Consider the following 23892-nt stretch of genomic DNA (forward strand, 5'->3'; position numbering starts at 1 on the left):
ATAATATTCTTATGCATATTTATGGAAACTGTAAAAATCTGAAATGATCTAAAATATTTCAGGAAAAAATCCGCCTATTTTTTAAGACGGACACTTTTGTCTTTTTCAGAAAGACAGTGCTGTTTACGCTTATTCCATTTCATGGTACAATCCGAATGTAACAAGAACTTTTTAAGGGGGATTGTACATGCAGGGTGGAAAGATGAAAGCGCTAATGAAAAAGGACAGGGCGTTCGGTGCTGTGCTGACTGAAGTTCCCATTCCTGAAATTGATAAACATGAAGTCCTCATAAGAGTAAAAGCTGCTTCCATATGCGGAACGGATGTGCACATCTATAATTGGGATCAGTGGGCGCAACAGAGAATTAAAACTCCTTATGTTTTCGGCCATGAGTTCAGCGGCATTGTTGAAGCTGTGGGAGAGAATGCCGGTCATGTAAAAGCGGGAGAACATGTATCTGCTGAGACGCATATTGTCTGTGGTGAATGTGCCCCTTGCGTAACCGGAAAATCTCATGTTTGCACCAATACTGCTATTATCGGAGTGGATACGGCAGGCTGTTTTGCGGAATATGTAAAAGTTCCTGCTAATAATGTTTGGAAGAACCCCATTGATATGGATCCGGCGCTTGCTTCCATTCAAGAGCCTCTGGGAAATGCGGTTCATACAGTGCTCGAGAGCCAGCCGGCAGGAGGAACGACTGCAGTCATCGGGTGCGGACCGATTGGCCTTATGGCTGTTGCGGTTGCAAAAGCAGCAGGTGCTTCGCAGGTAATTGCGATTGATAAAAATGAATATAGGCTGGCGCTTGCTGAACAAATGGGAGCAATCCGTACTGTTTCTATTGAAAAAGAAGATCCGCTTAAAGTTGTAAGCGCTTTAACGGGTGGGGAAGGAGCGGATCTCATTTGTGAGATGTCGGGACATCCTGCAGCAATCACCCAAGGTCTTTCGATGGCTGCAAATGGAGGGAGATTTCATATTCTCAGCCTGCCTGAACATCCTGTGACAATTGATTTGACGAATAAAGTAGTATTTAAAGGACTGACGATTCAAGGAATCACAGGAAGAAAAATGTTTTCAACATGGCGGCAGGTGTCTCAGTTGCTCAGCTCAAACGTGCTCGATCTTTCACCTGTTATTACCCATCAGTTTCCGTTAGAGGAGTTTGAAAAGGGATTCGAACTGATGAGAAATGGCAAGTGCGGAAAAGTGATTTTCATTCCATAAAAGGGGGATAAACATGACGAAGGAATTTGACTTTTTAAAAACAGAACTTGATAGGATGAAAGAAAATCATACATGGCAAGACATAAAACCGCTTGAATCCATGCAGGGCCCCTCTGTCACAGTGAATCACAAAAATATCATCCAGCTTTCTTCTAATAATTACCTCGGTTTTACTTCACACCCAAGACTCATTAACGCTGCACGGGAGGCAGTCCGGGAATTTGGAGCCGGCACTGGATCGGTCAGAACAATTGCTGGAACATTTACTATGCATCAAGAGCTTGAGAAAAAGCTGGCAGCCTTTAAAAAAACGGAATCGGCACTCGTATTCCAATCAGGATTCACGACAAATCAAGGCGTTCTTTCAAGTATTCTTTCAAAAGACGATATTGTCATTTCAGATGAATTGAATCATGCCTCTATTATTGATGGAATCAGGCTGACAAAGGCGGATAAAAAGGTATATCAGCACGTCGATATGAGTGATTTAGAGAGAGTGCTGAGAAAGTCAATGAATTATCGGATGCGTCTGATTGTAACAGACGGCGTTTTTTCAATGGACGGCAATATAGCTCCTTTACCAGAAATTGTAGAGCTCGCTGAGACATATGATGCATTTGTGATGGTGGATGACGCCCATGCGTCTGGAGTGCTCGGCGAAAACGGCAGGGGTACGGTGAATCATTTTGGTCTGGATGGCAGAGTTCATATTCAGGTCGGAACGCTGAGCAAGGCAATCGGAGTGCTTGGCGGCTATGCTGCAGGTTCACAGGTGCTGATCGATTATTTGCGCCATAAAGGCCGTCCGTTTTTATTCAGTACATCCCATCCTCCGGCTGTCACCGCAGCTTGTATGGAAGCAATTGATGTCCTGCTTGAAGAGCCGGAGCATATGGAGCGCTTATGGGAAAATACAGCCTATTTTAAGTCAATGCTTCTAAAAATGGGTTTGACTCTCACGCGGAGCGAAACGCCGATTCTTCCTGTTTTAATAGGTGATGAAGGTGTGGCAAAACAATTTTCTGATCAGCTCCTTTCCCGCGGCATATTTGCTCAAAGCATCGTTTTCCCGACTGTAGCAAAGGGCAAAGCCAGAATTCGCATGATGATGACTGCTGAGCATACTAAAGAAGAACTGGATCAGGCGCTTGATGTCATCGAAAAGACGGCTAAGGAGCTCAAGCTATTATAAGAGGAAGAAGAGAACACTCTTCCTCTTTTGATTCCATATTGATTATTATTATCAACGAGTGTACAATGATAGGTTGCAGTTGTGCAGAGCGGCAATAACCTTTATACTGAAGGGTGGAAGTTTGGTTTGAAAGGAGAAATCATAACATGAATGAAAAACAAAAAGCAGAGAGCGGACAAGTTAATCCATCGGACAAAAAATCCGAGAAGGATTACAGCAAGTACTTTGAAGCTGTTTATATTCCGCCTTCCTTAAAAGATGCGAAAAAACGCGGCAAGGAAGCCGTTACTTATCATAATGACTTTAAAATCTCTGAACAATTTAAAGGATTGGGAGAAGGAAGAAAGTTCTATATCCGCACGTACGGCTGCCAAATGAATGAACATGATACAGAGGTTATGGCAGGGATCTTTATGGCGCTTGGCTACGAAGCGACAAACTCTGTTGATGATGCCAATGTTATTCTGTTAAACACATGTGCGATCCGTGAAAATGCCGAGAACAAGGTGTTTGGTGAGCTAGGGCACTTAAAAGCGCTAAAAAGAAACAATCCCGATCTGATTTTAGGCGTGTGCGGCTGTATGTCCCAAGAGGAATCAGTCGTGAATCGGATTTTGAAAAAGCATCCGTTTGTCGATATGATTTTCGGCACGCATAACATCCATCGCCTGCCAGAGCTTTTGTCAGAAGCATACCTTTCAAAAGAAATGGTCATAGAAGTTTGGTCCAAGGAAGGGGACGTAATTGAAAACCTTCCGAAAGTCCGGAACGGAAAAATTAAAGGCTGGGTCAATATCATGTATGGCTGTGACAAATTCTGTACGTATTGCATCGTGCCTTACACACGCGGAAAAGAAAGAAGCCGCCGCCCTGAAGAAATCATTCAGGAAGTAAGAAGGCTCGCCAGCGAAGGCTATAAAGAAATTACATTATTAGGCCAAAACGTCAATGCATACGGAAAAGATTTTGAAGATATGACATACGGTCTCGGTGATTTAATGGATGAACTGAGAAAAATCGATATCCCGAGAATCCGTTTTACAACAAGTCATCCGCGTGACTTTGACGACCATCTCATTGAAGTGCTGGCAAAAGGCGGCAACCTGCTTGACCACATTCATCTTCCGGTTCAATCAGGAAGCTCAGAGGTTCTTAAGCTTATGGCCCGTAAATATGACAGAGAGCGTTACATGGAGCTGGTGCGAAAAATTAAGGCGGCAATGCCGAACGCATCTTTGACAACGGACATTATCGTCGGATTCCCGAACGAAACGGATGAACAGTTCGAAGAAACACTTTCTCTTTATCGTGAAGTGGAGTTTGACAGTGCTTATACGTTCATTTACTCTCCGCGTGAGGGCACTCCTGCTGCCAAAATGAAAGATAATGTACCGATGCGTGTGAAAAAAGAACGTCTGCAGCGTTTGAACGCACTAGTGAATGAAACTTCTGCTAAAAAAATGAAGGAATACGAAGGCAAGGTTGTCGAAGTATTAGTTGAGGGTGAAAGCAAAAACAACCCTGAAATTCTTGCTGGCTATACTGAAAAAAGCAAACTTGTCAATTTCAAAGGGCCAAAGGAAGCCATTGGAAAAATTGTCCGCGTGAGAATCCAGCAAGCGAAAACATGGTCGCTTGACGGAGAAATGGTAGGAGAAGCAATCGAGGTGAAATAAGATGACGCTCTACTCAAAAAAAGACATTGTGCAGCAGGCTCGAAGCCTTGCAAAAATGATCTCTGAAACAGAAGAGGTTGATTTTTTCAAACGGGCTGAAGCACAGATTAATGAGAATGACAAAGTGTCTGCGATCGTTAACCAGATTAAAGCCTTGCAAAAGCAGGCTGTCAATCTGAAGCATTATGAAAAGCATGAAGCACTCAAACAAGTAGAAGCAAAAATTGACGCGCTGCAAGAAGAGCTTGAAGAGATTCCTGTCATCCAGGAATTCAGAGACTCGCAGATTGAGGTAAATGATCTCCTGCAGCTCGTGGCACACACCATTTCCAACCAAGTCACAAATGAAATCATCACGTCAACCGGAGGCGATCTGCTGAAAGGGGAAACCGGTTCGAAGGTGAAGCATTCAAATAATAGTTGTTCTTTCTAAACACGGTGCCTTATTAGGCCCGTGTTTTTTTATATTCACTCAGCTATAAAACGAACTAAATGATCTATGTACTAAATCTTCATTATGTTTTTTGTGTTTAGCCGCTAAGAAACTTTATCGCACTTAAAAGTAAAGTTTCTAGGCACCAGTGCATACAATGAAACAGAAACTTGGTATTTTTATATTTTATTTATAAAAATGCACACTAGACAAATGCCCAGCATAAGATAACACGAAGAAGAACAAGGAGGCATGCCGGAATGTCTGAATACAGGGAAATTATTACGAAGGCGGTAGTAGCGAAAGGCAGAAAATTCACCCAATGCACCAACACGATCTCTCCTGAAAAAAAACCGAGCAGCATTTTGGGTGGTTGGATTATTAACCACAAATATGACGCTGAAAAAATCGGGAAGACAGTAGAAATTGAAGGGTATTATGATATAAACGTATGGTACTCTTACGCTGACAACACAAAAACAGAGGTTGTCACAGAACGGGTGAAATACGTGGATGTCATTAAACTCAGATACAGAGACAATAATTACTTAGATGATGAGCACGAAGTGATTGCCAAAGTCCTTCAGCAGCCTAACTGTCTTGAAGTGACCATTTCACCGAATGGAAATAAAATTGTTGTGCAGGCAGAAAGAGAATTTTTGGCGGAAGTGGTAGGAGAAACAAAGGTAGTTGTTGAGGTCAATCCTGACTGGGAAGAGGATGACGAAGAGGATTGGGAAGATGAGCTGGACGAAGAGCTGGAAGACATCAACCCGGAATTTTTAGTGGGAGATCCCGAAGAATAAAAAAGGGACTAGGGGAGACAATACCCCAAGTCTCTTTTTTATGTTGATATATCATTCTTTTATCACTTTTCGTTTATGTTATAATAAGGTTAGAAAATAGAAACGTTGATACATAGTGAGGGATTAAACAATGGCAGGTTATACGCCTATGATACAGCAATATTTAAAAATAAAGGCAGAGCATCAGGATGCCTTTTTATTTTTTCGCCTAGGTGATTTTTACGAAATGTTTTTTGATGATGCCAAAAAAGCGTCACAGGAGCTGGAAATTACATTAACAAGCAGAGACGGCGGTGCAGCTGAAAAAATACCGATGTGCGGGGTGCCGTATCATTCTGCTTCCGCGTACATTGAGCAGCTGATTAAAAAAGGGTATAAAGTGGCGATCTGTGAACAGACCGAAGACCCGAAAGCTGCAAAGGGTGTTGTGAAACGTGAAGTGGTTCAGCTTATTACACCCGGAACTGTAATGGACGGCAAAGGCATCCATGAATCAGAAAACAACTTTATCGCATCAGTTTCCACCTGTTCTAACGGATACGGGCTGGCGCTGTCTGATTTAACAACGGGAGAAAATTTAGCTGTCTTGATTGAACGGCTTGAAGATGTCATATCAGAAATTTATTCTGTCGGCGCACGGGAAATTGTTGTTTCAGGAAGCCTCGATGCCGATACCGTTACACAGCTGAAAGAGCGTTGCGGTGCAACAATCTCAATTGAAGATGGTCAAACAGATGAGCACATAACGATCATTGAGCACTTAAATAATGAAGAGATCACAAAAACGTTTTTGCGTTTATATACGTATCTGAAAAAAACCCAAAAGCGCAGTCTTGATCATCTTCAGCCTGTACAGGTGTATGAGCTCGAGGAAGCGATGAAAATTGATTTGTACTCCAAAAGAAATTTAGAGCTGACTGAAACGATTCGCTCGAAAAGTAAAAAAGGTTCTCTTTTATGGCTGCTGGATGAAACAAAAACTGCCATGGGAGGCCGGCTGCTTAAACAGTGGATTGACCGTCCGCTTATTAGAGTCAATCAAATTGAAGAGCGTCAGGAAATGGTAGCAACATTGATGTCCCATTTCTTCGAACGAGAAGATCTGCGTGAACGATTAAAAGAAGTTTATGACTTAGAACGCCTTGCCGGCCGCGTCGCATTTGGAAATGTGAATGCACGGGATTTAATTCAGCTGAAGGAATCATTAAAGCAAGTGCCTGGCATTAAACAGCTGGTTGCTTCACTGCATCATGACAAGGCCAAGGAACGCGCGGAGCGGATTGACCCTTGCGGAGATGTGCTTGAATTGCTGGAAGAAGCACTGTACGCAAACCCTCCTTTATCGTTAAAAGAAGGGAACCTGATTAAAGACGGATACAATCAAAAGCTGGATGAATATCGTGATGCAAGCAGAAACGGAAAAGACTGGATTGCACGGCTGGAACAGCAGGAACGAGAATATACGGGCATTCGTTCCTTAAAGGTCGGCTTTAATAAAGTTTTCGGTTATTATATTGAAGTGACAAGAGCGAATGTACATTTGCTTGAGGAAGGGCGTTATGAGCGAAAGCAGACGTTAACGAATGCAGAACGCTACATTACACCTGAATTAAAAGAAAAAGAAGCGCTCATTTTAGAAGCGGAAAACAACATCTGCGAGCTGGAATATGAACTATTCACCAAGCTTCGTGAGAAAGTGAAGATGTATATTCCGCGCCTGCAGCAGCTTGCCAAGCAAATGAGCGAGCTTGATGCACTGCAATGTTTTGCAACGATCAGTGAAAATCGTCACTATACCAAACCGGAGTTTTCTACAGATGAAGTCGAAGTGATTGAAGGCAGACACCCGGTTGTAGAAAAAGTGATGGACAGCCAGGAATATGTTCCGAACAATTGTATGATGGGCGATAACAGACAAATGCTTCTCATTACTGGTCCAAACATGTCTGGTAAAAGCACGTATATGAGACAAATTGCGCTCATTTCCATCATGGCGCAAATCGGCTGCTTTGTACCTGCAAAAAAAGCGGTGCTTCCGATTTTCGATCAGATTTTCACGCGAATCGGTGCTGCAGATGATTTGATTTCCGGACAAAGTACATTTATGGTGGAGATGCTTGAGGCTAAAAATGCGATTGTCAATGCGACCAAAAACAGTCTTATTCTGTTTGATGAAATCGGCCGGGGAACGTCCACATATGACGGCATGGCGTTGGCACAAGCAATTATCGAATATGTTCATGATCATATCGGCGCTAAGACTTTGTTCAGCACACACTACCATGAGCTGACTGTTCTAGAGGATAACCTGCCTCAGCTAAAAAACGTACATGTTCGTGCTGAAGAATATAACGGTACGGTTGTCTTTCTTCATCAAATAAAAGAAGGTGCCGCTGACAAAAGCTATGGTATCCACGTAGCCCAGCTTGCAGAGCTTCCAGAAGATCTTATTTCGCGCGCTCAACATATTTTAAAAGAGCTTGAACATTCAGGGAACAAACCTGAGGTGCCTGTGCAGGAAGCTCAGGTGAAAGAAGAGCCTGCACAGCTATCTTTTTTTGATGCAGCGGAAAAGCCGGCTGAAGCGCCGAAGCTTGCAAAAAAAGAAAAACAAGTGCTCGATGCCTTCAAATCACTTAATATACTGGATATGACACCGCTTGAAGCGATGAATGAAATGTACAAGCTGCAAAAGAAATTACATTAAAACGGGGTGATGAATGTGGCAAAAGTCATCCAGCTGTCAGATGAGCTTTCAAATAAAATAGCGGCGGGCGAGGTTGTGGAACGGCCCGCCTCAGTCGTCAAGGAATTGGTGGAAAATGCGATCGACGCTGACAGCACAGTCATTGAAATCGATATTGAAGAAGCAGGTCTTGCATCCATTCGAGTGCTGGATAACGGCGAAGGAATGGAAAATGAAGATTGCAAGCGTGCTTTTCACCGCCACGCAACGAGTAAAATAAAAGATGAAAATGATTTATTCAGAGTAAGAACACTTGGCTTCAGAGGAGAAGCACTGCCGAGTATCGCGTCAGTTTCTCATCTGGAGATTACGACAAGCACTGGTGAAGGAGCGGGAACGAAGCTCGTGCTCCAAGGGGGAAACGTAATTTCTGAATCGCGTTCTTCCAGCAGGAAGGGAACTGAAATTGTGGTTTCCAGCTTGTTTTTTAACACACCGGCCCGCTTGAAATATATGAAAACTGTTCATACAGAGCTTGGGAATATCACCGATGTCGTCAACCGTATTGCGCTGGCGCATCCGGAGGTATCAATCCGCCTGCGTCACCATGGGAAAAACCTGCTTCAAACGAATGGAAACGGTGATGTGCGTCAGGTCTTAGCAGCGATTTATGGCACAGCAGTCGCAAAAAAAATGCTTCCGCTGCATGTGAACTCTTTGGATTTTGAAGTCAAGGGATATATCGCCCTTCCAGAGATTACAAGGGCATCAAGAAACTATATGTCGTCTGTGATCAATGGGCGTTACATTAAAAATTTTCCGCTCGTGAAAGCAGTGCATGAAGGATACCATACGCTTCTGCCGATTGGACGCCACCCAATTACTTTTATAGAAATTTCGATGGACCCGATTTTAGTGGATGTCAATGTGCACCCATCAAAGCTTGAGGTCCGTCTCAGCAAGGAAACAGAGCTTCACGATTTAATTCGTGACGGTATAAAAGGTGTATTTAAACAGCAGCAGCTGATTCCGAGTGCACAGCTCCCGAAAAAATCAGCATCTGCTATTAAAAATGAGCAGCAGTTCATCACTTTTGATGAAAAGCCTGCGGAAAGAAAGGTTCCCGAACAGGCACCTGCCCCATCTTATTCGCCAATGAAGCTCAGCTCAGTCGTGAAAGAGCCGGTTGATGTGGAGGAAGAATTGCCGCCTCTTCAATTTGATGCGCCTCCTATAGCTGATCATGAACAAAGTATTCAAGCACCTGATGATTCAGAAGAACAGCCTGAAGCCTTTGAGACTGAATACCAAGAGGAGCAGCCGCAGCCAACGTCGGAGCGGGTTCCAATTATGTATCCGATCGGACAGATGCATGGGACTTATATATTGGCACAAAACGAAAACGGCTTATATATTATTGACCAGCACGCTGCGCAAGAACGTATTAAATATGAATATTTCCGCGAAAAGGTGGGAGAGGTTGAGTCTGAGGTGCAGGATATGATCGTGCCGCTGACGTTCCACTACTCTATGAACGAGGCACTGATTATCGAACAGCACAAACAAGAGCTTGAAAGCGTCGGTGTCTTTTTAGAATCATTCGGCTCTAACAGCTACATCGTCCGCTGCCATCCGGCCTGGTTTCCAAAGGGAGAAGAAGCTGAGCTGATAGAAGAAATCATTCAGCAGGTCCTTGATGATTCCAAACATATTGATATAAAAAAACTGCGCGAGGAAGCAGCGATTATGATGAGCTGCAAGGGCTCCATCAAAGCAAACCGCCACCTCAGAAATGACGAAATCAAAGCGCTTCTGGACGACCTTCGAAGCACATCAGACCCGTTTACATGCCCGCACGGCCGTCCGATTATCATTCACCATTCGACATATGAGATGGAAAAGATGTTCAAACGCGTGATGTAGCGGGGGTTTGGCGAAGGGGAATATACCTTTGCCCATGCATTTTTTAAGCATTGATTTATTCAAAGAATAAATCAATGCTTTTTTATATTGTTTATATATTGACTGTATGATAACAAACTCGTTCGCTTACATCATTACTTAAGATCAGCCCTGCTTTTTCATGAGAGAGGAGGAATCCTCCTCGTAGTTTTACTGCTCACCTTTAACGCTAAGAAAAGTAATGGTTGCTGCTTCGTATTTGTGCTTTGAAATCATTACCGCCATTTTACGTTCTGGTTTACAAATGACAAAAAGCCCTTTTCCAGCGGAAAGGACTTTTATTTTTGTTATGTTACCTTTTGAGAGTCTTTGACGCTTTTTCTTTTTTCGGCCAGATAAAATAGCTGGCGGTAAAGAGGAAATCAATGCCTAGGATGACTGTCCACATTTTAAGAATGCCGTTCAATGCCACGGTACGAGCAGGATCATTGATGAAATAGATCATCCCTGCTAATAGCCCTCCGCCAATAAGGTAAGCCAGTACGTGCTTTATCCAGCTTTTTAGATAGTGTTTGGCGTAATCCATTCCATAGCGTTTCAGCGGTTTGCACCCTTGTTTTGTCACGTAATATTGAAATCTTTCATCCGCCCATTGAATCATTTGTTTCCCATAGGCGATCGATATTCCGATGTAAACTGCTGCGACCCCGTGTGCAGCAGTCGCTGAAGCTCCGCGATAAAGATCCGCACCGGTTGCCGCCAATAAAATCAAATCGATAACAGGAGTTAAGGCAAGAAACAGCAGTCCTAATGTACGCTGTTTGAATAGGTAACGTACAGCCAGCCCTAAAACAATCACAACCCAAAACGCAATTTCACAGAAGACAATCATCCATGCGATACCGTTCAATCCATTCCCCTCTTTTCAATACAGTTGTATTATTTAAATCATATGTTATCATCTTTATTTTTGCAATACAACTGTATTATAAAATTGCCCTCTTATTTTATTCTTGCTACAATAAGGCTATGCCAAAACAAATTGATCATGAAAAAAGAAGAAAACAAATTGCAGAAGCGACGTGGCGTGTGATTTTAGAACGGGGGATGGAGGGAGCCTCAGCGAGAAACATTGCAAAGGAAGCGGGACTGTCATTAGGTGCGCTGCGCCATTATTTTTCTACTCAGGATGAACTTCTTGTTTTTGCCATGAGGCTCGTTCAAGAAAAGGTAATGGCCCGAATTAAGGATATTGCTATGAAGGATTTGCCCCCTAAGGAAAAAGTGTTACATATTTTGCTTGAAATTGTCCCCACAAATGAAGAATCAAGTAGAGAGATGGAGGTGTGGTTTGCTTTTACGGTTTACGCCAGAACTAAAAAGAATATGTTTGATGCGAATCATGACGGGATTTACAGCGGTGTGCGGAATCTGATTGCCTATTTAGATGAAACCGATTTACTTAAGCGGAATGCTGATAAAGACATTGAAGCTGAAAGACTATACGCGCTTATTGACGGTTTGGCATTGCATGCGATGCTTGATCCTGTTCGAGTGAATACAGACAGGGTCACACGTGTCATTATGCAGCATGTTGAATCAATTTGCGTGGAAGAAGCATAAGAGACGAGAGGGAGGGAATATGAATAGTGCTGTAAAAAGAAACGGATCATGACGAAGTATAAAATGCATAAACGATGTATTCCGCGTGTTAGTTTTGAAAAAGATCCATCTAAAGAAAAGCGCCTTTGAATGAAAGCTCAAAGGCGCTCAGCTGTATGATTTTGAGAAAGGTGACTGTCAGCTGTCCTGGATATCAATTGTATATACTGCGCGATCAGTTACAACCTTCAATCCTTCGTTTTCTTGGTGAATATGAATATCGCCTAATAAAGGAATTTCATAGGCGTTTTGCGGAAGCGGTACATCGCCTTCCTCCGTGTAAGTTGTTCCTTCGCCTTCTAGAACGAGTTCTTCTTTTGCAACATAATCATCAGGGTGGTTTGTGCTGCGTATGCCCACTTTTTGAAGGTGGAGAATAATCTGATCCAAATCTGAAATTTCTTCATCATGGGTCAATTCACCTTTTCTAATATCAAGCGTCTGGCCGACTTTTGATTCCAGCCATTGAGAAAGTTGTGTATTCGTATGTGCCATCACTATTCCTCCTTTTACTCTACACGATACTATTCCCAATTGCCTCATCTTTTACACAGAAAAGAGCTGGCTCATCCTCTATGTATGAAACAATTTGCGGTTTTAACGACTTGATATAACGGCTTCGTCGGTATTTTCTTAAAAGCAGTAGAAATACGATTGAATTGGGTTTTACTCTGGCTGCTATTTCTGCAACTTCGGTGGCTGGATCGATTCCGATCGGCTCCCGCAGTAATGTGATCCCCAGTCAATGAATCCTTAAAGCCCTTTTGCCAGATCAAAGGTGAATCGAAAACTCTGGTTCAGTTTTGATGCTGTAAAGATGTTCTTCTTCCTCTTTAAGTGTTTTGAAAGTGTCCTTCGCCTTTTGAAAACCAGTCTCACAGCTTGGTTTTGAAAAACCCAAAAGGTTATTTGAAGGGTTTGTAAAGCTAGCTGCAAGATGCCTATCCTTACGGCCAATCTAGCTAATGATCAGAGTACCCGCCTATGTTATTTTCTTATGTTTTATTGCTTCTCTGTATACTCTATGAACAGACAGCAGGTATGTAAGTTTATTTGTCTTTTATAAATAGACGGTTAAGAGTTGTTTTAAGCATCTTCAAATCGGGTATGAAAGATTCAGAGTGTGAGAGAATCATTGATGATCGAATAAGAATCTAATTCCTGTTGCGATGTGGTCATATCAAACAGGCAAGGAGAGAGCGGTTGTAGGGATTTTTCTTGCATCGGTCCGCGGAAAGCCAAATACCAATCAGCACTATATAGTGAAGAAAGGCAAAATGAATAATAAAAGAGATGTAAGACAAAAAAGGAAAACGCAAATCAAAACTTATGTTTTTCGAAATAACAGATCAAAACCTTTTGTTGGTTTCGATCCTTTCCTGCGACTTTGTGAGAGCCAATAAACCGTTACCAGGCTGTTCGTCTCAGTAGTCGAACAGCTACTCATAACCTTCTCCTTATACCTCTTTATACTTAATTTCCAATTCAGGATAATACTACCTTTTCTTCTCTTTCTTCTCAATCTTTTTTCACTCTTGTATAAAACGAACTGCTATTAATCGTGACCATCAATTGATTTTTTGAAACCGGGAACATTTTCACTGATGATATCGTGTATACAATGGTAAGATAAAACCTATTGACTAGATCTCATATCAATAATCGTGCCATTCTTATGAAAGGAGTTACAAATGAGAAGATTTTTACTAAATGTTATATTTGTCTTAGTCATTGTCTTATTTTTGAGATATGCTCATTACTCACTAGAGCCTGAACCAACTAATCAACCAGATACATATGCAAATTTTAGCAGATTGGAAGAAAATGAAAGCTCAGCCGATTATGATATTTCTTATAATGAGAAAAAAGGAAGCAAAGTTTTAATTATGTCTCCTCATGGCGGAAGAATTGAAGGAGGAGTAAGCGAGCTTGTGCGGTTTTTCAATCATGAATACTCCACATACCTGTTTGAAGGGCTGAAGTCAGATGATAATCAAACGCTGCACATTACAAGCACTAACTTTGATGAACCCTTGGCTGAAAAGAAAATCAAAGAGCATCAATACGTTGTGGCGTTTCATGGTTATAAAGGAGAGAACAAGAATACACTTGTTGGAGGCACAGATCGAAAGCGGGCTAAAATGATCGTGCGAGCCCTTGAGAGAAGAGGATTTTCTGCTGAACTAGCACCATCCCAAAGCGGTCTTGCTGGATTGAGTGCCGGCAATATTAACAATAAAGGAGAAACAGGGCTAAGTATCCAGCTGGAGATCAGTCGTGAGCAGAGAGAAGCGTTTTTTGATGATTTTTATTATAAAAATAGGAAATACACAAAAAATAGGGAATTTTATGATTATGTGCGTGCAATCAAAACTGTCCTTGAAAGAGAGTATTCGTAACAAGCAGATCAGAAGACAAAATAAGTGGAGACCAGTAGACTGAAATAGGATTATAAAAGGAGGCAAGACATACGATGGCAGATCATCATTTTTATTTAAAAGCGGACTGGCCGGGCAACCGCAATGACGTCGGTACGATCGAAAGCGGAAACTTAACCACATCCATTTCCATCCCTAAAGAAATGGATGGACCGGGAGAGGGGAGCAACCCAGATGAAATGCTTCTCGGGGCGGCGGCGACCTGTTACATTATTACACTTGCTGCAATGATGGAAAGAAGCGGGCTGGAAAAGAAAAACCTGCAAATGGAGTCGGAAGGTATTGTTGACGTCACAAAAGGAGTTTTTACATACAAAAAGATCATTCACCGTCCTTCCGTCGTGCTCAAATACGATGCCTCACAAGAAGATGTCGCATTGGCGCACAAGCTTTGTGAAAAAGCGGAGTCGTCATGCATGATTTCACGTGCCATTCAAGGAAATGTCGACCTGCAGCTTGAAGCTTCCGTAAAACGTGCTGGCGAATAATAAAACAGACGGTTACTCACAGACCGTCTGTTTTTGATCTTTTTGTGCGGGCTTTCGACAGATTTAACACGATCACACCTGCAATGATAAGCGCGAGACCGGATGCTTCCTTTAACCTGATGGTTTCGCCAAAAAGCAAAAACCCGACAATGGCTGTAAGTGCCGTTCCAATACCCGACCATGTCGCATATGCGCTTGATAAGTTAATTGTTTTTAAGGCCAGGCTTAGAAAAGTAAAAGCAGAAAGAAATCCGGCAATGACGCCGGCGATGGGCCAAGCTTGTGTAAATCCTTCTGAAAGCTTCAGCATCGTACTCCCGAAAACTTCCGATCCAATGGCGAGCGCCAAATAAAACAATCCTTTCATCATCTTCACTCCTTTACTGCCAGTTAAGTAATACGACCCCTGATAATAATAAAAGAATCCCGATAAGCCCTTTGGCATTCAGTTCTTCCTTAAACCACTTCACACCGATCACTGCTGCCAGCACTGTACCCACACCGCTCCAGGTCGCGTACGAGAGGCTGAGGGGGATATACTTTAAGGTTAGCGATAGCATATAAAAGGAGAGGGAATAGCCAATCACGACTAAAGCGCCTGGCTTCCACTTTTTGAAACCGTCAGACATTTTTAGCATGGCTGCTCCTAACGTTTCTGAACATATGGCAATCGTGAGGAATATATATCCAAGCAACATCACAAATTCTCCTCACTATATTTTTTATTAGAAAAGAACTTCAGCTAAAAAAATATTAGTGTATGTATATGTATGAGTCAAGAGATTCATTTTCACACACTTAAAAAAGACCCCTTTGGAAGAGGTCTTTTGCACTTAATAGTAATACGGAAACGGAGCATAGGGGTAATATCCATATCCGCCATACATATAAGGGTTAAATAGGGCGCTTCCTAAAAGCCCGCCCGCAAGGCCGCCGATAAACGGTCCTCCGTAAAATCCGAATGGGCGGCCAAAACCATAACCAAACCCAGGTCTTCCAAATCCGAATCCGAAAGGTCTCCCAAATCCAAAAGGTCTTCCAAACCCAAAAGGTCTTCCGAAAATTCTTGTATCTTCAGGATTAAAATTCTCTAACTCATTCATGTTTTCTTTCCTCCTGTAATAAAGTGTTGATGATGCAGTGTATTCAGGCTGCCCGAATTTGATTGGGCGAATCGAGGAAAGAAGGGTGTGGACACATTGGGCCTGTATCAGTCTGACTGGTCAAAATCACCGCCTCACGCACATGCTTATCATATCAAAACAACGAGAGAACACGGGCATCGTCATTGCATTGAAGGGTTCACTCAACCTGCTAATGGATCAAATACAGATAAGCATACACATTATTTTGCAGGAATTACGTCTTTTGAAAATGGTCATTTTCACCGGTATTATGGAATCTCTGGGCCTGCGATTCCCTTAGCAGACGGCACCCACTATCATGAAATCGAAGAAACGACATACCTGGCCTATAATGAACCGATTGAGATCCAGTTCGGAGGTGTGGTGTATGATCCGAAAGATGATGAAAAACAAACACATCAGCATGTCTTGATAGGAAAGACGAGAGAAATTGTCGGCAATGAGCCGCTCGGGTGGTAGAAGATGTTTATCGGTGTAAAAAAAGGGCAAAATGGATAGGTGGTTGACCATGATGAATGCTATAATGGGGGGAGATTTTTAAAAGAGAGTGATACATATTGAATAATACGAAGCAGCCCGTTGTCATTTTAGTCGGACCGACGGCAGTGGGGAAAACAAATTTAAGTATTCAGCTGGCTAAATCCTTAAACGCGGAAATTATTAGCGGAGATTCGATGCAGGTATATAAAGGGATGGACATTGGAACAGCTAAAATCACTGAACAGGAGATGGAAGGAATACCCCATCATCTGATTGACATTTTAGATCCTAAAGATTCCTTCTCCACTGCCGATTATCAAAGTTTAGTGAGAAATAAAATCAGCGAGATCGCCAAAAAAGGAAAGCTCCCGATGATTGTCGGCGGTACGGGTCTCTATATACAATCTGTGCTTTACGATTATACATTTACAGAAGAGGCGAACGATCCTGCGTTTCGAGAAAGTATGCAAATGGCTGCGGAGCGGGAAGGCGCTGAATTCCTTCATGCCAAGCTTGCCGCAGCAGATCCCGAGGCGGCAGCTGCGATACATCCCAATAATATAAGAAGAGTCATTCGTGCGCTGGAAATTTTACACACTTCTGGAAAAACGATGTCTCAGCATTTGAAGGAGCAAAAGCGAGAACTTCTCTATAACGCAGTGTTAATCGGGCTGACAATGGATAGAGACACGCTTTACACAAGGATTAATAAGCGTGTCGACATGATGATGGAGGAAGGTCTTCTTTCAGAAGTGAAACGCCTCTATGATCAGAACGTGAGAGACTGTCAGTCAATACAGGCGATCGGGTATAAGGAGCTCTATGCATACTTTGACGGTTTTGTGACGCTTTCTGATGCCGTCGATCAGCTAAAGCAGAACTCAAGACGATATGCGAAACGCCAGCTGACATGGTTCCGCAATAAAATGCAGGTTGATTGGTTTGATATGACACCGCCCGTTGATATGGAGCTGAAAAAAAAGGAAATTTTCACACATATAGCAGGAAACCTCGAACTTTAATCGAAACTGTATGATATAGAGAAACAAGGAGGACGAAACATGAAACCGATTAATATTCAGGATCAGTTTTTGAATCAAATCCGAAAAGAAAATACGTATGTCACTGTTTTTTTGCTGAATGGCTTTCAGCTGCGCGGTCAGGTGAAAGGCTTTGATAATTTTACCGTATTGCTGGAAACGGAAGGGAAGCAGCAGCTTATATATAAACATGCGATCTCGACGTTTGCGCCGCAAAAGAACGTTCAGCTTGAACTTGAATAGACCAAAAAGTTCCATGCCAAGGCATGGAGAGGCTGTCGGGGGACCTCGGCAGCCATTTTTAGATCGAACCCGTTTTTTGAAAAGTGACCATGCTGAGGCACGGTCTTTTTTTATGCGGCAAACATATGTAAGACAGAATCGAATATCATATAAAAATCCGATTGTGGGAGTGAAGCGACCTTGTTTGAAAGTGAAGCAGAACTGAGGCGAATTAGAATAGCCCTTGTGTGGATAGCTGTTTTTTTACTGTTCGGTGCGTGCGGGAATCAAGATACTATTATTGAAACAGATAGCGGTAATTCAGGTTATGAAGAGCCTCGGCCAGCCACGTTTCCGCTGGAACATAATCATTTTGGCGTTGTGGAGGACGGCTATATCAAAATTTATGAGTATCATGAGTCCCGCAATGAGGTAAAGCTGAAAAAAGAATATACGGATCTGGATATGGAGCTTGAATAAAATTCACAAGCGTCCGAATTTACAAAGCGGATGCTACCCGCTAAACTAAATATAGACACAGATCAAACAGAGGGTGAAAAAATGAAGCATAAAGTGATTGTGAATCATTGGGAAGAAACTTGCGAAGATGATTCTTGCTATGAATACGGAACAAGTATTATTGTGAATGGAAAAGAATTAATCAGAGAAGCCTCCATTATCAGCGCCTTAAAGGCGGTTTTAGAAGAGATCGGGGCGGATGTTGAAATAGAAGAAACAGTTGAGAGTGAAAATCGCTGTGATCGTTTAAGAAAAAAAAATCTAGACTACTAAGCAGTTTTTTTTCATGTTATGATATACATCGGCTTAAACACGACACTCCGAGTAGGACGAGAGATGATTCTCGTTCTGCTCTCTTTTTTGGGCCCTAATGAGGGTGCCTATTGGCTTGATATGATCAAAATATGAATTTTTCATAAAAACAAATCTATATATTGTGTTTTTGCTAGAGGGTAGTATACTATATATAGTGTTAATAATGAGAGATTCATATTTTTTGATAGGTCGTGATAAAACGTGGTACAAATCATATTTGATTCGAAGACAGGGAATGTCCAGCGGTTTGTGAATAAAATAGGCTTTCAGCAGATACGCAAGGTGGATGATATTGACCACCTAGACACTCCGTTTGTTTTGGTCACCTACACGACAAACTTCGGTCAGGTACCGGCATCAACACAAACCTTTCTCGAAAAATACGCCCATCTTTTGTTAGGAGTCGCTGCGAGCGGCAATAAAGTATGGGGCGATTACTTTGCAAAAAGCGCCGATACCATTTCAAGACAATATCAGGTGCCGATCTTGCACAAATTTGAACTCAGCGGCACATCTAAAGACGTTGAATTGTTTACTCAGGAGGTAGAAAGAGTTGTCACAAAATCAAGTGCCAAAATGGATCCAGTTAAATAACGAAATCATGATCCAAAAAGATGGAAAATTCCAGTTTGATAAGGATAAGGAAGCTGTACATAGCTATTTTGTAGACTATATCAATCAAAACACGGTTTTCTTTCACGATTTAAAAGAGAAGCTGGATTATTTGATTGAAAACCAATACTATGAAGAGGAATTCTTAAGCCTTTATTCTTTTGAAGATATTAAAGAAGTATTTAAGACAGCTTACGCTAAGAAGTTCCGTTTTCCTTCCTTCATGAGTGCGTTTAAATTTTATAATGACTATGCTTTGAAGACGAATGACAAGACAAAAATCCTTGAGCGTTATGAGGACAGAATCTCCATTGTTGCCCTATTCTTCGCAAACGGCGACACTGAGAAAGCAAAAGAATATGTGAACTTGATGATCAACCAGGAATATCAGCCGAGCACACCGACATTTTTAAATGCCGGCAGAAAACGCCGCGGTGAACTGGTGAGCTGCTTCTTGCTTGAAGTTAATGATTCATTAAACGACATTTCACGGGCGATCGATATTTCCATGCAGCTTTCTAAACTGGGCGGTGGGGTTTCTCTTAACCTGTCCAAGCTTCGTGCGAAAGGTGAAGCTATCAAAGATGTTGAAAATGCCACAAAAGGCGTTGTAGGCGTTATGAAGCTTCTCGATAATGCGTTCCGTTATGCTGACCAAATGGGCCAAAGACAAGGATCCGGTGCGGCGTACTTAAACATTTTCCACCGCGATATCAATGATTTTCTTGATACGAAAAAGATTTCAGCGGATGAAGATGTACGTGTCAAAACGCTTTCAATCGGGGTTGTTATTCCGGATAAGTTCGTTGAGCTTGCACGTGAGGACAAAGCGGCTTACGTATTTTATCCGCACACGATTTATAAAGAGTACGGCCAGCACATGGATGAAATGGACATGAACGAAATGTACGACAAGTTTGTCGACAATCCTCGGGTGAAAAAAGAAAAAATCAATCCGCGGAAATTGCTTGAAAAACTGGCGATGCTCCGTTCTGAATCAGGCTATCCATACATCATGTTCCAAGATAATGTGAATAAAGTGCATGCGAATAACCATATTTCGAAGGTGAAATTTTCTAACCTCTGCTCTGAAGTGCTACAGGCTTCTCAGGTTTCTGCATACACAGACTACGATGATGAAGATGAAATCGGTTTGGATATTTCCTGTAATCTGGGCTCGCTTAACATTCTCAATGTCATGGAGCAGAAATCAATCGAAAAGACAGTTAAGCTCGCAACAGACTCTTTAACACACGTGTCTGAAACTACTGATATTCGCAATGCGCCTGCTGTTAGACGAGCAAACAAAGCGATGAAATCAATCGGTCTCGGCGCTATGAACCTTCACGGCTACCTGGCGCAAAACGGCATTGCGTATGAAAGCCCGGAAGCTCGCGACTTTGCAAACACGTTCTTTATGATGGTGAATTTCTACTCCATCCAGCGTTCTGCGGAAATCGCAAAAGAAAAAGGCGAAACGTTTGATCAATATGAAGGATCAACTTATGCGACAGGTGAATACTTCGACAAATACGTTTCAACTGATTTCTCACCGAAATATGAAAAAATCGCGAACCTGTTTGAAGGTATGCATATCCCGACCAAAGAGGACTGGGAAAAGCTAAAAGCATTTGTTGCTGAACACGGCATGTATCACAGCTACAGATTATGCATTGCGCCGACAGGCTCTATTTCATACGTTCAATCAAGCACAGCATCTGTCATGCCGATTATGGAACGGATTGAAGAAAGAACATACGGCAACTCAAAAACGTACTACCCAATGCCTGGGCTTGCATCTAATAACTGGTTCTTCTATAAAGAAGCCTACGATATGGACATGTTCAAGGTTGTAGATATGATCGCGACTATCCAGCAGCACATTGATCAGGGAATCAGCTTCACATTGTTCTTAAAAGATACAATGACGACTCGTGATTTAAACCGAATCGATCTGTATGCACATCACAGAGGAATTAAAACCATTTACTATGCGAGAACAAAAGATACTGGGCAAGACAGCTGCCTTTCTTGTGTTGTTTGATTAAAGGAGAGTTTATAGTGACAAAAATTTATGATGCAGCAAACTGGTCAAAGCATGAAGACGATTTTACCCAAATGTTCTATAACCAAAACGTGAAACAGTTCTGGCTTCCGGAAGAGATTGCTTTAAACGGCGATCTCCTCACATGGAAGTATCTTGGGAAAAATGAACAGGACACTTATATGAAGGTACTCGCGGGGCTTACTCTTCTTGATACAGAGCAGGGGAATACGGGAATGCCGATCGTGGCTGAACACGTAGACGGCCACCAGCGGAAAGCGGTGCTGAACTTTATGGCGATGATGGAGAACGCTGTCCATGCGAAGTCATACTCTAATATTTTCATGACTCTGGCGCCGACTGAAACGATTAATGAAGTCTTTGAATGGGTGAAACAAAATAAATATTTGCAGAAAAAAGCGCAAGTCATCGTCGGCTTTTACCAAGCCATTCAAAAAGATGACGAGATTTCACTATTCAAAGCGATGGTCGCTTCCGTCTATCTGGAAAGCTTCCTCTTCTACAGCGGTTTCTATTATCCGTTATACTTCTATGGCCAAGGGAAGTTGATGCAAAGCGGTGAAATCATCAACCTGATTCTTCGTGATGAAGCGATTCACGGCGTTTATGTAGGGCTGCTTGCTCAGGAAATCTATAATAAGCAGACAGATGAGAAAAAAGCGGAGCTTCGCGAATTTGCGATCGATCTTCTGAATGAATTATATGAAAATGAGCTTGAGTATACAGAAGACTTGTATGATCAAGTCGGGCTCTCACACGATGTAAAGAAATTCATTCGCTATAATGCCAATAAAGCGTTGATGAACCTAGGATTTGATCCATACTTTGAAGAGGAAGAAATTAATCCAATCGTTTTAAATGGATTAAATACAAAAACAAAATCACATGACTTCTTCTCTATGAAGGGGAACGGCTACAAAAAGGCGACAGTAGAGCCGCTTAAAGACGATGACTTTTATTTTGAAGATGAAAAAGAGCAGATATAATATCTGCTCTTTTCGGCTTGGAGATTCAGATGAGGAGGACGCAGCAACCATGGGAAAAATGGACGAAATGATTTTGGTCGCCCCGCGCGATGATGTGTTTAAGAAAGAAAGCTTAACCTTCCAGGGAGTGAACAGTGAAGACAGCAGACTAGCAGAAATCATGGCTCAGATCGAAGCTGGCTATCGTGTAATGAGAAGGGGAGATGCAGAAGAAGATCCGCATTTCAAGCAGCCGATTCCTTATGTCATCATTAAGCGCGAAGATGAAGTATTCCTTTATGAGCGGCTGGCCGGCGGAGGAGAAGCACGTCTTCATAACAAGCTTTCTCTCGGTTTTGGAGGTCATATGAATTCGATTAAAGGGACAGCCTCATTTGCTGAAGTCTTAAAGCTGAACACAGACCGTGAGCTTGACGAAGAACTGCAAATCAACGAAGAGGATAAACAGGCGATTGTTACTCTGGGGCTCATCAATGATGATGGGAACAGTGTCGGCAAAGTGCATATCGGTATTCTGTCTGCGCTTCAATTAAAGTCTGGTTCACAAGTGGAAGTCAAAGAGAAAGAGCAAATTGCGGGAAAATGGATGAAAGTCTCTGAATTAAAACGGGACGACATCTATAACCGTCTGGAAACATGGTCACAATTTGTTGTAGATATTCTCTAATAAAAAAACCGGTTTCTCGTAATGAGGAGCCGGTTTTTTTATAACACGCTTGTCCGCGTCTTGATGATGATTCTAGAGCGGCAATAACGTTAAAGGCTGTATTTCTGGCTTTGGCAGCAAAAGTGTCTGCATTGTTTTGGATGAAAATGCGCCAATTAAGAGGACAATCATATCAAAAGCCTTTAGCTTTTGTTCTGCCCGCGAGTGAGCCCGCATTCGTTAATTGCGAAACTAGATCTAAATGCTTTTTTAAGATTAAAGGCTCGCTCAAGCCCATTTGCATGGCCTCTCGCTAAGCTTTGAATAAAACGGCTCATTTTCAGTTTATTTGCATCCGTGAAGTTATCAATGAATCCATTTTCAGTCAATAGCGCAGGCATTGCTGATTCCCTAAGAACATGCAAGTTGGCTCTTTTTCTGCCGCGGTCGGTAAAGTTGACAGCCCGTATCACATTAGAGTGAATTGTCGATTGAAAAGTCGTTGTCGGTGATCCCACATTTGGATAAATGTAGCTTTCAAAACCTGTACCGCCTCCAGAGTTAACATGAATAGATAAAAAGAAATCTGCTCTCCATATATTTGCAGCGTTTGTCCGAGCACTTAAGCTGACATATCGGTCGCTTGTCCGGCTCAGCATCAACGAAATGTTTGTATACTCATTTAACAATATTGTCCGTAATGCGAAAGCGATTTGCAGGGTTAACGTTTTTTCTTGAAGGCCATTTCCTATTGCGCCTGGATCAGACCCGCCATGGCCAGGATCAATAAAAATCTTAACCATTCTTTATCACCTCATTACAGAATATGAAAAGACACAGCGCCTGCTTGTACGATTATCATTCATGAGGAAATAACCCTTTTATATGCGGAAATTATTTCTCGGGAAAGCGCACAATTCAACATGTAGCGACATTTCATTTTATATGAATAGGTCATTTGTTTGTGAGTATGACAGGTTCATCTTTATTCATCTGCTTTTCGGTTTTATGTCAGCGCGTGGAACGTAAATGAACCTTGTGAAGACGCCTCTTTGTTAATAGAAGAAAAAATAAAGAAGGGCGTATTTTGGTTTGCTTTCTGTTTAAAACTGAAAGCATCGTGCAAAACAGGCTGCGGTATGAACAAAGGGTATCGCTTGGGGTGAGGTCTCGATAGCAGAGCTGTTTTGACTGTCAAGGAATGATAGAAATCGTGAGTAGGATGTTGATATGTCAAAAGCATATTAACATCTCCGTAGCTCCTGTCTTCCTTACAAAATTAATAAAAACAAAATCTCTTGGTTTGTCCACCCGATGTCCGTGAATACAATAAGAAATAAAGTATTTC

The 23892-nt window shown here is 42.1% G+C and carries 23 protein-coding genes and 2 pseudogenes; 19 read left to right on the plus strand and 6 right to left on the minus strand.

Translation table 11 applies throughout. The annotated features are described in order from the left end of the window. Nucleotides 1–187: 187 nt before the first annotated feature. The 7 genes from tdh to mutL all read left to right on the plus strand — a co-directional run bounded on the left by tdh (nt 188) and on the right by mutL (nt 9947). Nucleotides 188–1231, plus strand: coding sequence for an L-threonine 3-dehydrogenase (tdh, locus tag BTW01_RS03605; RefSeq protein ID WP_162101683.1), 1044 nt, complete (start codon nt 188–190; stop codon nt 1229–1231). 13 nt (nt 1232–1244) lie between these two features. Beyond that, nucleotides 1245–2423, plus strand: coding sequence for a glycine C-acetyltransferase (locus tag BTW01_RS03610; RefSeq protein WP_162101684.1), 1179 nt, complete (start codon nt 1245–1247; stop codon nt 2421–2423). Nucleotides 2424–2569: 146 nt separating this feature from the next. Next, complete coding sequence (gene miaB / locus BTW01_RS03615; protein WP_162101685.1) at nt 2570–4099, plus strand: tRNA (N6-isopentenyl adenosine(37)-C2)-methylthiotransferase MiaB; 1530 nt, start codon at nt 2570–2572, stop codon at nt 4097–4099. Nucleotide 4100: 1 nt separating this feature from the next. Then, nucleotides 4101–4532, plus strand: coding sequence for a regulatory iron-sulfur-containing complex subunit RicA (gene ricA, locus BTW01_RS03620; protein ID WP_162101686.1), 432 nt, complete (start codon nt 4101–4103; stop codon nt 4530–4532). A 260-nt stretch (nt 4533–4792) separates the two neighbouring features. After that, entirely contained in the window at nt 4793–5338 is a 546-nt protein-coding gene (gene cotE, locus BTW01_RS03625) for an outer spore coat protein CotE (protein WP_003231833.1), read from the plus strand. Nucleotides 5339–5468: 130 nt separating this feature from the next. After that, the gene (gene mutS / locus BTW01_RS03630) at nt 5469–8045 is read left to right on the plus strand and encodes a DNA mismatch repair protein MutS (protein WP_162101687.1); all 2577 of its coding nucleotides are present in this window, start codon (nt 5469–5471) and stop codon (nt 8043–8045) included. Between the two features lie 15 nt (nt 8046–8060). Continuing rightward, a complete protein-coding gene (gene mutL / locus BTW01_RS03635; RefSeq protein ID WP_162101688.1) occupies nt 8061–9947 on the plus strand; it encodes a DNA mismatch repair endonuclease MutL in 1887 nt (628 codons plus the stop codon). A 331-nt stretch (nt 9948–10278) separates the two neighbouring features. Here the strand turns inward: mutL and BTW01_RS03640 are convergent, their stop codons facing one another. Then, nucleotides 10279–10836, minus strand: coding sequence for a hypothetical protein (locus BTW01_RS03640; protein WP_162101689.1), 558 nt, complete (start codon nt 10834–10836; stop codon nt 10279–10281). 119 nt (nt 10837–10955) lie between these two features. On the opposite strand from BTW01_RS03640, the gene BTW01_RS03645 reads away from it, so the two are divergent. Further along, a complete protein-coding gene (locus BTW01_RS03645; RefSeq protein WP_162101690.1) occupies nt 10956–11549 on the plus strand; it encodes a TetR/AcrR family transcriptional regulator in 594 nt (197 codons plus the stop codon). 177 nt (nt 11550–11726) lie between these two features. Here BTW01_RS03645 and BTW01_RS03650 read toward each other — a convergent pair whose 3' ends face one another. Next, the gene (locus BTW01_RS03650) at nt 11727–12083 is read right to left on the minus strand and encodes a hypothetical protein (RefSeq protein ID WP_162101691.1); all 357 of its coding nucleotides are present in this window, start codon (nt 12081–12083) and stop codon (nt 11727–11729) included. A gap of 1196 nt (nt 12084–13279) precedes the next feature. Here BTW01_RS03650 and BTW01_RS03655 point away from each other — a divergent pair. Together BTW01_RS03655 and BTW01_RS03660 are read left to right on the plus strand one after the other, a co-directional pair. After that, nucleotides 13280–13987 carry a poly-gamma-glutamate hydrolase family protein gene (locus BTW01_RS03655; protein ID WP_162101692.1) on the plus strand — a complete coding sequence of 236 codons (708 nt, stop codon included), beginning with the start codon at nt 13280–13282 and terminating at the stop codon, nt 13985–13987. Between the two features lie 74 nt (nt 13988–14061). Then, complete coding sequence (locus BTW01_RS03660; protein WP_162101693.1) at nt 14062–14514, plus strand: OsmC family protein; 453 nt, start codon at nt 14062–14064, stop codon at nt 14512–14514. Between the two features lie 12 nt (nt 14515–14526). Here the strand turns inward: BTW01_RS03660 and BTW01_RS03665 are convergent. From BTW01_RS03665 to BTW01_RS03675, 3 genes and pseudogenes are all read right to left on the minus strand, one after another. Further along, nucleotides 14527–14881 (minus strand): annotated as a pseudogene (locus tag BTW01_RS03665) (DMT family transporter). A gap of 13 nt (nt 14882–14894) precedes the next feature. Continuing rightward, nucleotides 14895–15212 (minus strand): SMR family transporter, encoded by a 318-nt coding sequence (locus BTW01_RS03670; protein ID WP_162101695.1) that lies wholly within the window; start codon nt 15210–15212, stop codon nt 14895–14897. Nucleotides 15213–15347: 135 nt separating this feature from the next. Next, complete coding sequence (locus BTW01_RS03675) at nt 15348–15617, minus strand: hypothetical protein (RefSeq protein ID WP_162101696.1); 270 nt, start codon at nt 15615–15617, stop codon at nt 15348–15350. A gap of 87 nt (nt 15618–15704) precedes the next feature. Here BTW01_RS03675 and BTW01_RS03680 point away from each other — a divergent pair, with 87 nt between their 5' ends. The 9 genes from BTW01_RS03680 (at nt 15705) to BTW01_RS03720 (ending at nt 22565) form a co-directional block, all read left to right on the plus strand. Further along, a complete protein-coding gene (locus tag BTW01_RS03680; RefSeq protein WP_162101697.1) occupies nt 15705–16118 on the plus strand; it encodes a YmaF family protein in 414 nt (137 codons plus the stop codon). Nucleotides 16119–16216: 98 nt separating this feature from the next. Then, nucleotides 16217–17161 carry a tRNA (adenosine(37)-N6)-dimethylallyltransferase MiaA gene (gene miaA / locus BTW01_RS03685; protein ID WP_162101698.1) on the plus strand — a complete coding sequence of 315 codons (945 nt, stop codon included), beginning with the start codon at nt 16217–16219 and terminating at the stop codon, nt 17159–17161. Nucleotides 17162–17200: 39 nt separating this feature from the next. Next, a complete protein-coding gene (gene hfq, locus BTW01_RS03690; RefSeq protein ID WP_162101699.1) occupies nt 17201–17422 on the plus strand; it encodes an RNA chaperone Hfq in 222 nt (73 codons plus the stop codon). Between the two features lie 180 nt (nt 17423–17602). Beyond that, a complete protein-coding gene (locus tag BTW01_RS03695; protein WP_162101700.1) occupies nt 17603–17881 on the plus strand; it encodes a YmzC family protein in 279 nt (92 codons plus the stop codon). Between the two features lie 81 nt (nt 17882–17962). Beyond that, nucleotides 17963–18193 carry a DUF936 domain-containing protein gene (locus tag BTW01_RS03700; protein ID WP_162101701.1) on the plus strand — a complete coding sequence of 77 codons (231 nt, stop codon included), beginning with the start codon at nt 17963–17965 and terminating at the stop codon, nt 18191–18193. Nucleotides 18194–18436: 243 nt separating this feature from the next. Further along, nucleotides 18437–18829 carry a class Ib ribonucleoside-diphosphate reductase assembly flavoprotein NrdI gene (gene nrdI / locus BTW01_RS03705; RefSeq protein ID WP_162101702.1) on the plus strand — a complete coding sequence of 131 codons (393 nt, stop codon included), beginning with the start codon at nt 18437–18439 and terminating at the stop codon, nt 18827–18829. After that, nucleotides 18789–20891, plus strand: coding sequence for a class 1b ribonucleoside-diphosphate reductase subunit alpha (nrdE, locus tag BTW01_RS03710; RefSeq protein WP_162101703.1), 2103 nt, complete (start codon nt 18789–18791; stop codon nt 20889–20891). The genes nrdI and nrdE overlap by 41 nt, the downstream gene beginning before the upstream one ends. A 17-nt stretch (nt 20892–20908) precedes the next feature. Next, on the plus strand, nt 20909–21898 hold the full coding sequence (gene nrdF, locus BTW01_RS03715) for a class 1b ribonucleoside-diphosphate reductase subunit beta (RefSeq protein WP_162101704.1): 990 nt from the start codon (nt 20909–20911) through the stop codon (nt 21896–21898). A gap of 49 nt (nt 21899–21947) precedes the next feature. Next, nucleotides 21948–22565, plus strand: a complete 618-nt coding sequence (locus tag BTW01_RS03720; protein WP_162101705.1) for a hypothetical protein — start codon at nt 21948–21950, stop codon at nt 22563–22565. Between the two features lie 67 nt (nt 22566–22632). Here the strand turns inward: BTW01_RS03720 and BTW01_RS03725 are convergent. Next, nucleotides 22633–23347: pseudogene (locus BTW01_RS03725) on the minus strand (N-acetylmuramoyl-L-alanine amidase); the annotation flags it as partial. Nucleotides 23348–23892: the final 545 nt, after the last annotated feature.

The organism is Bacillus sp. SKDU12 (genome assembly GCF_010093085.1).
Lineage (GTDB): Bacteria > Bacillota > Bacilli > Bacillales > Bacillaceae > Bacillus > Bacillus mexicanus.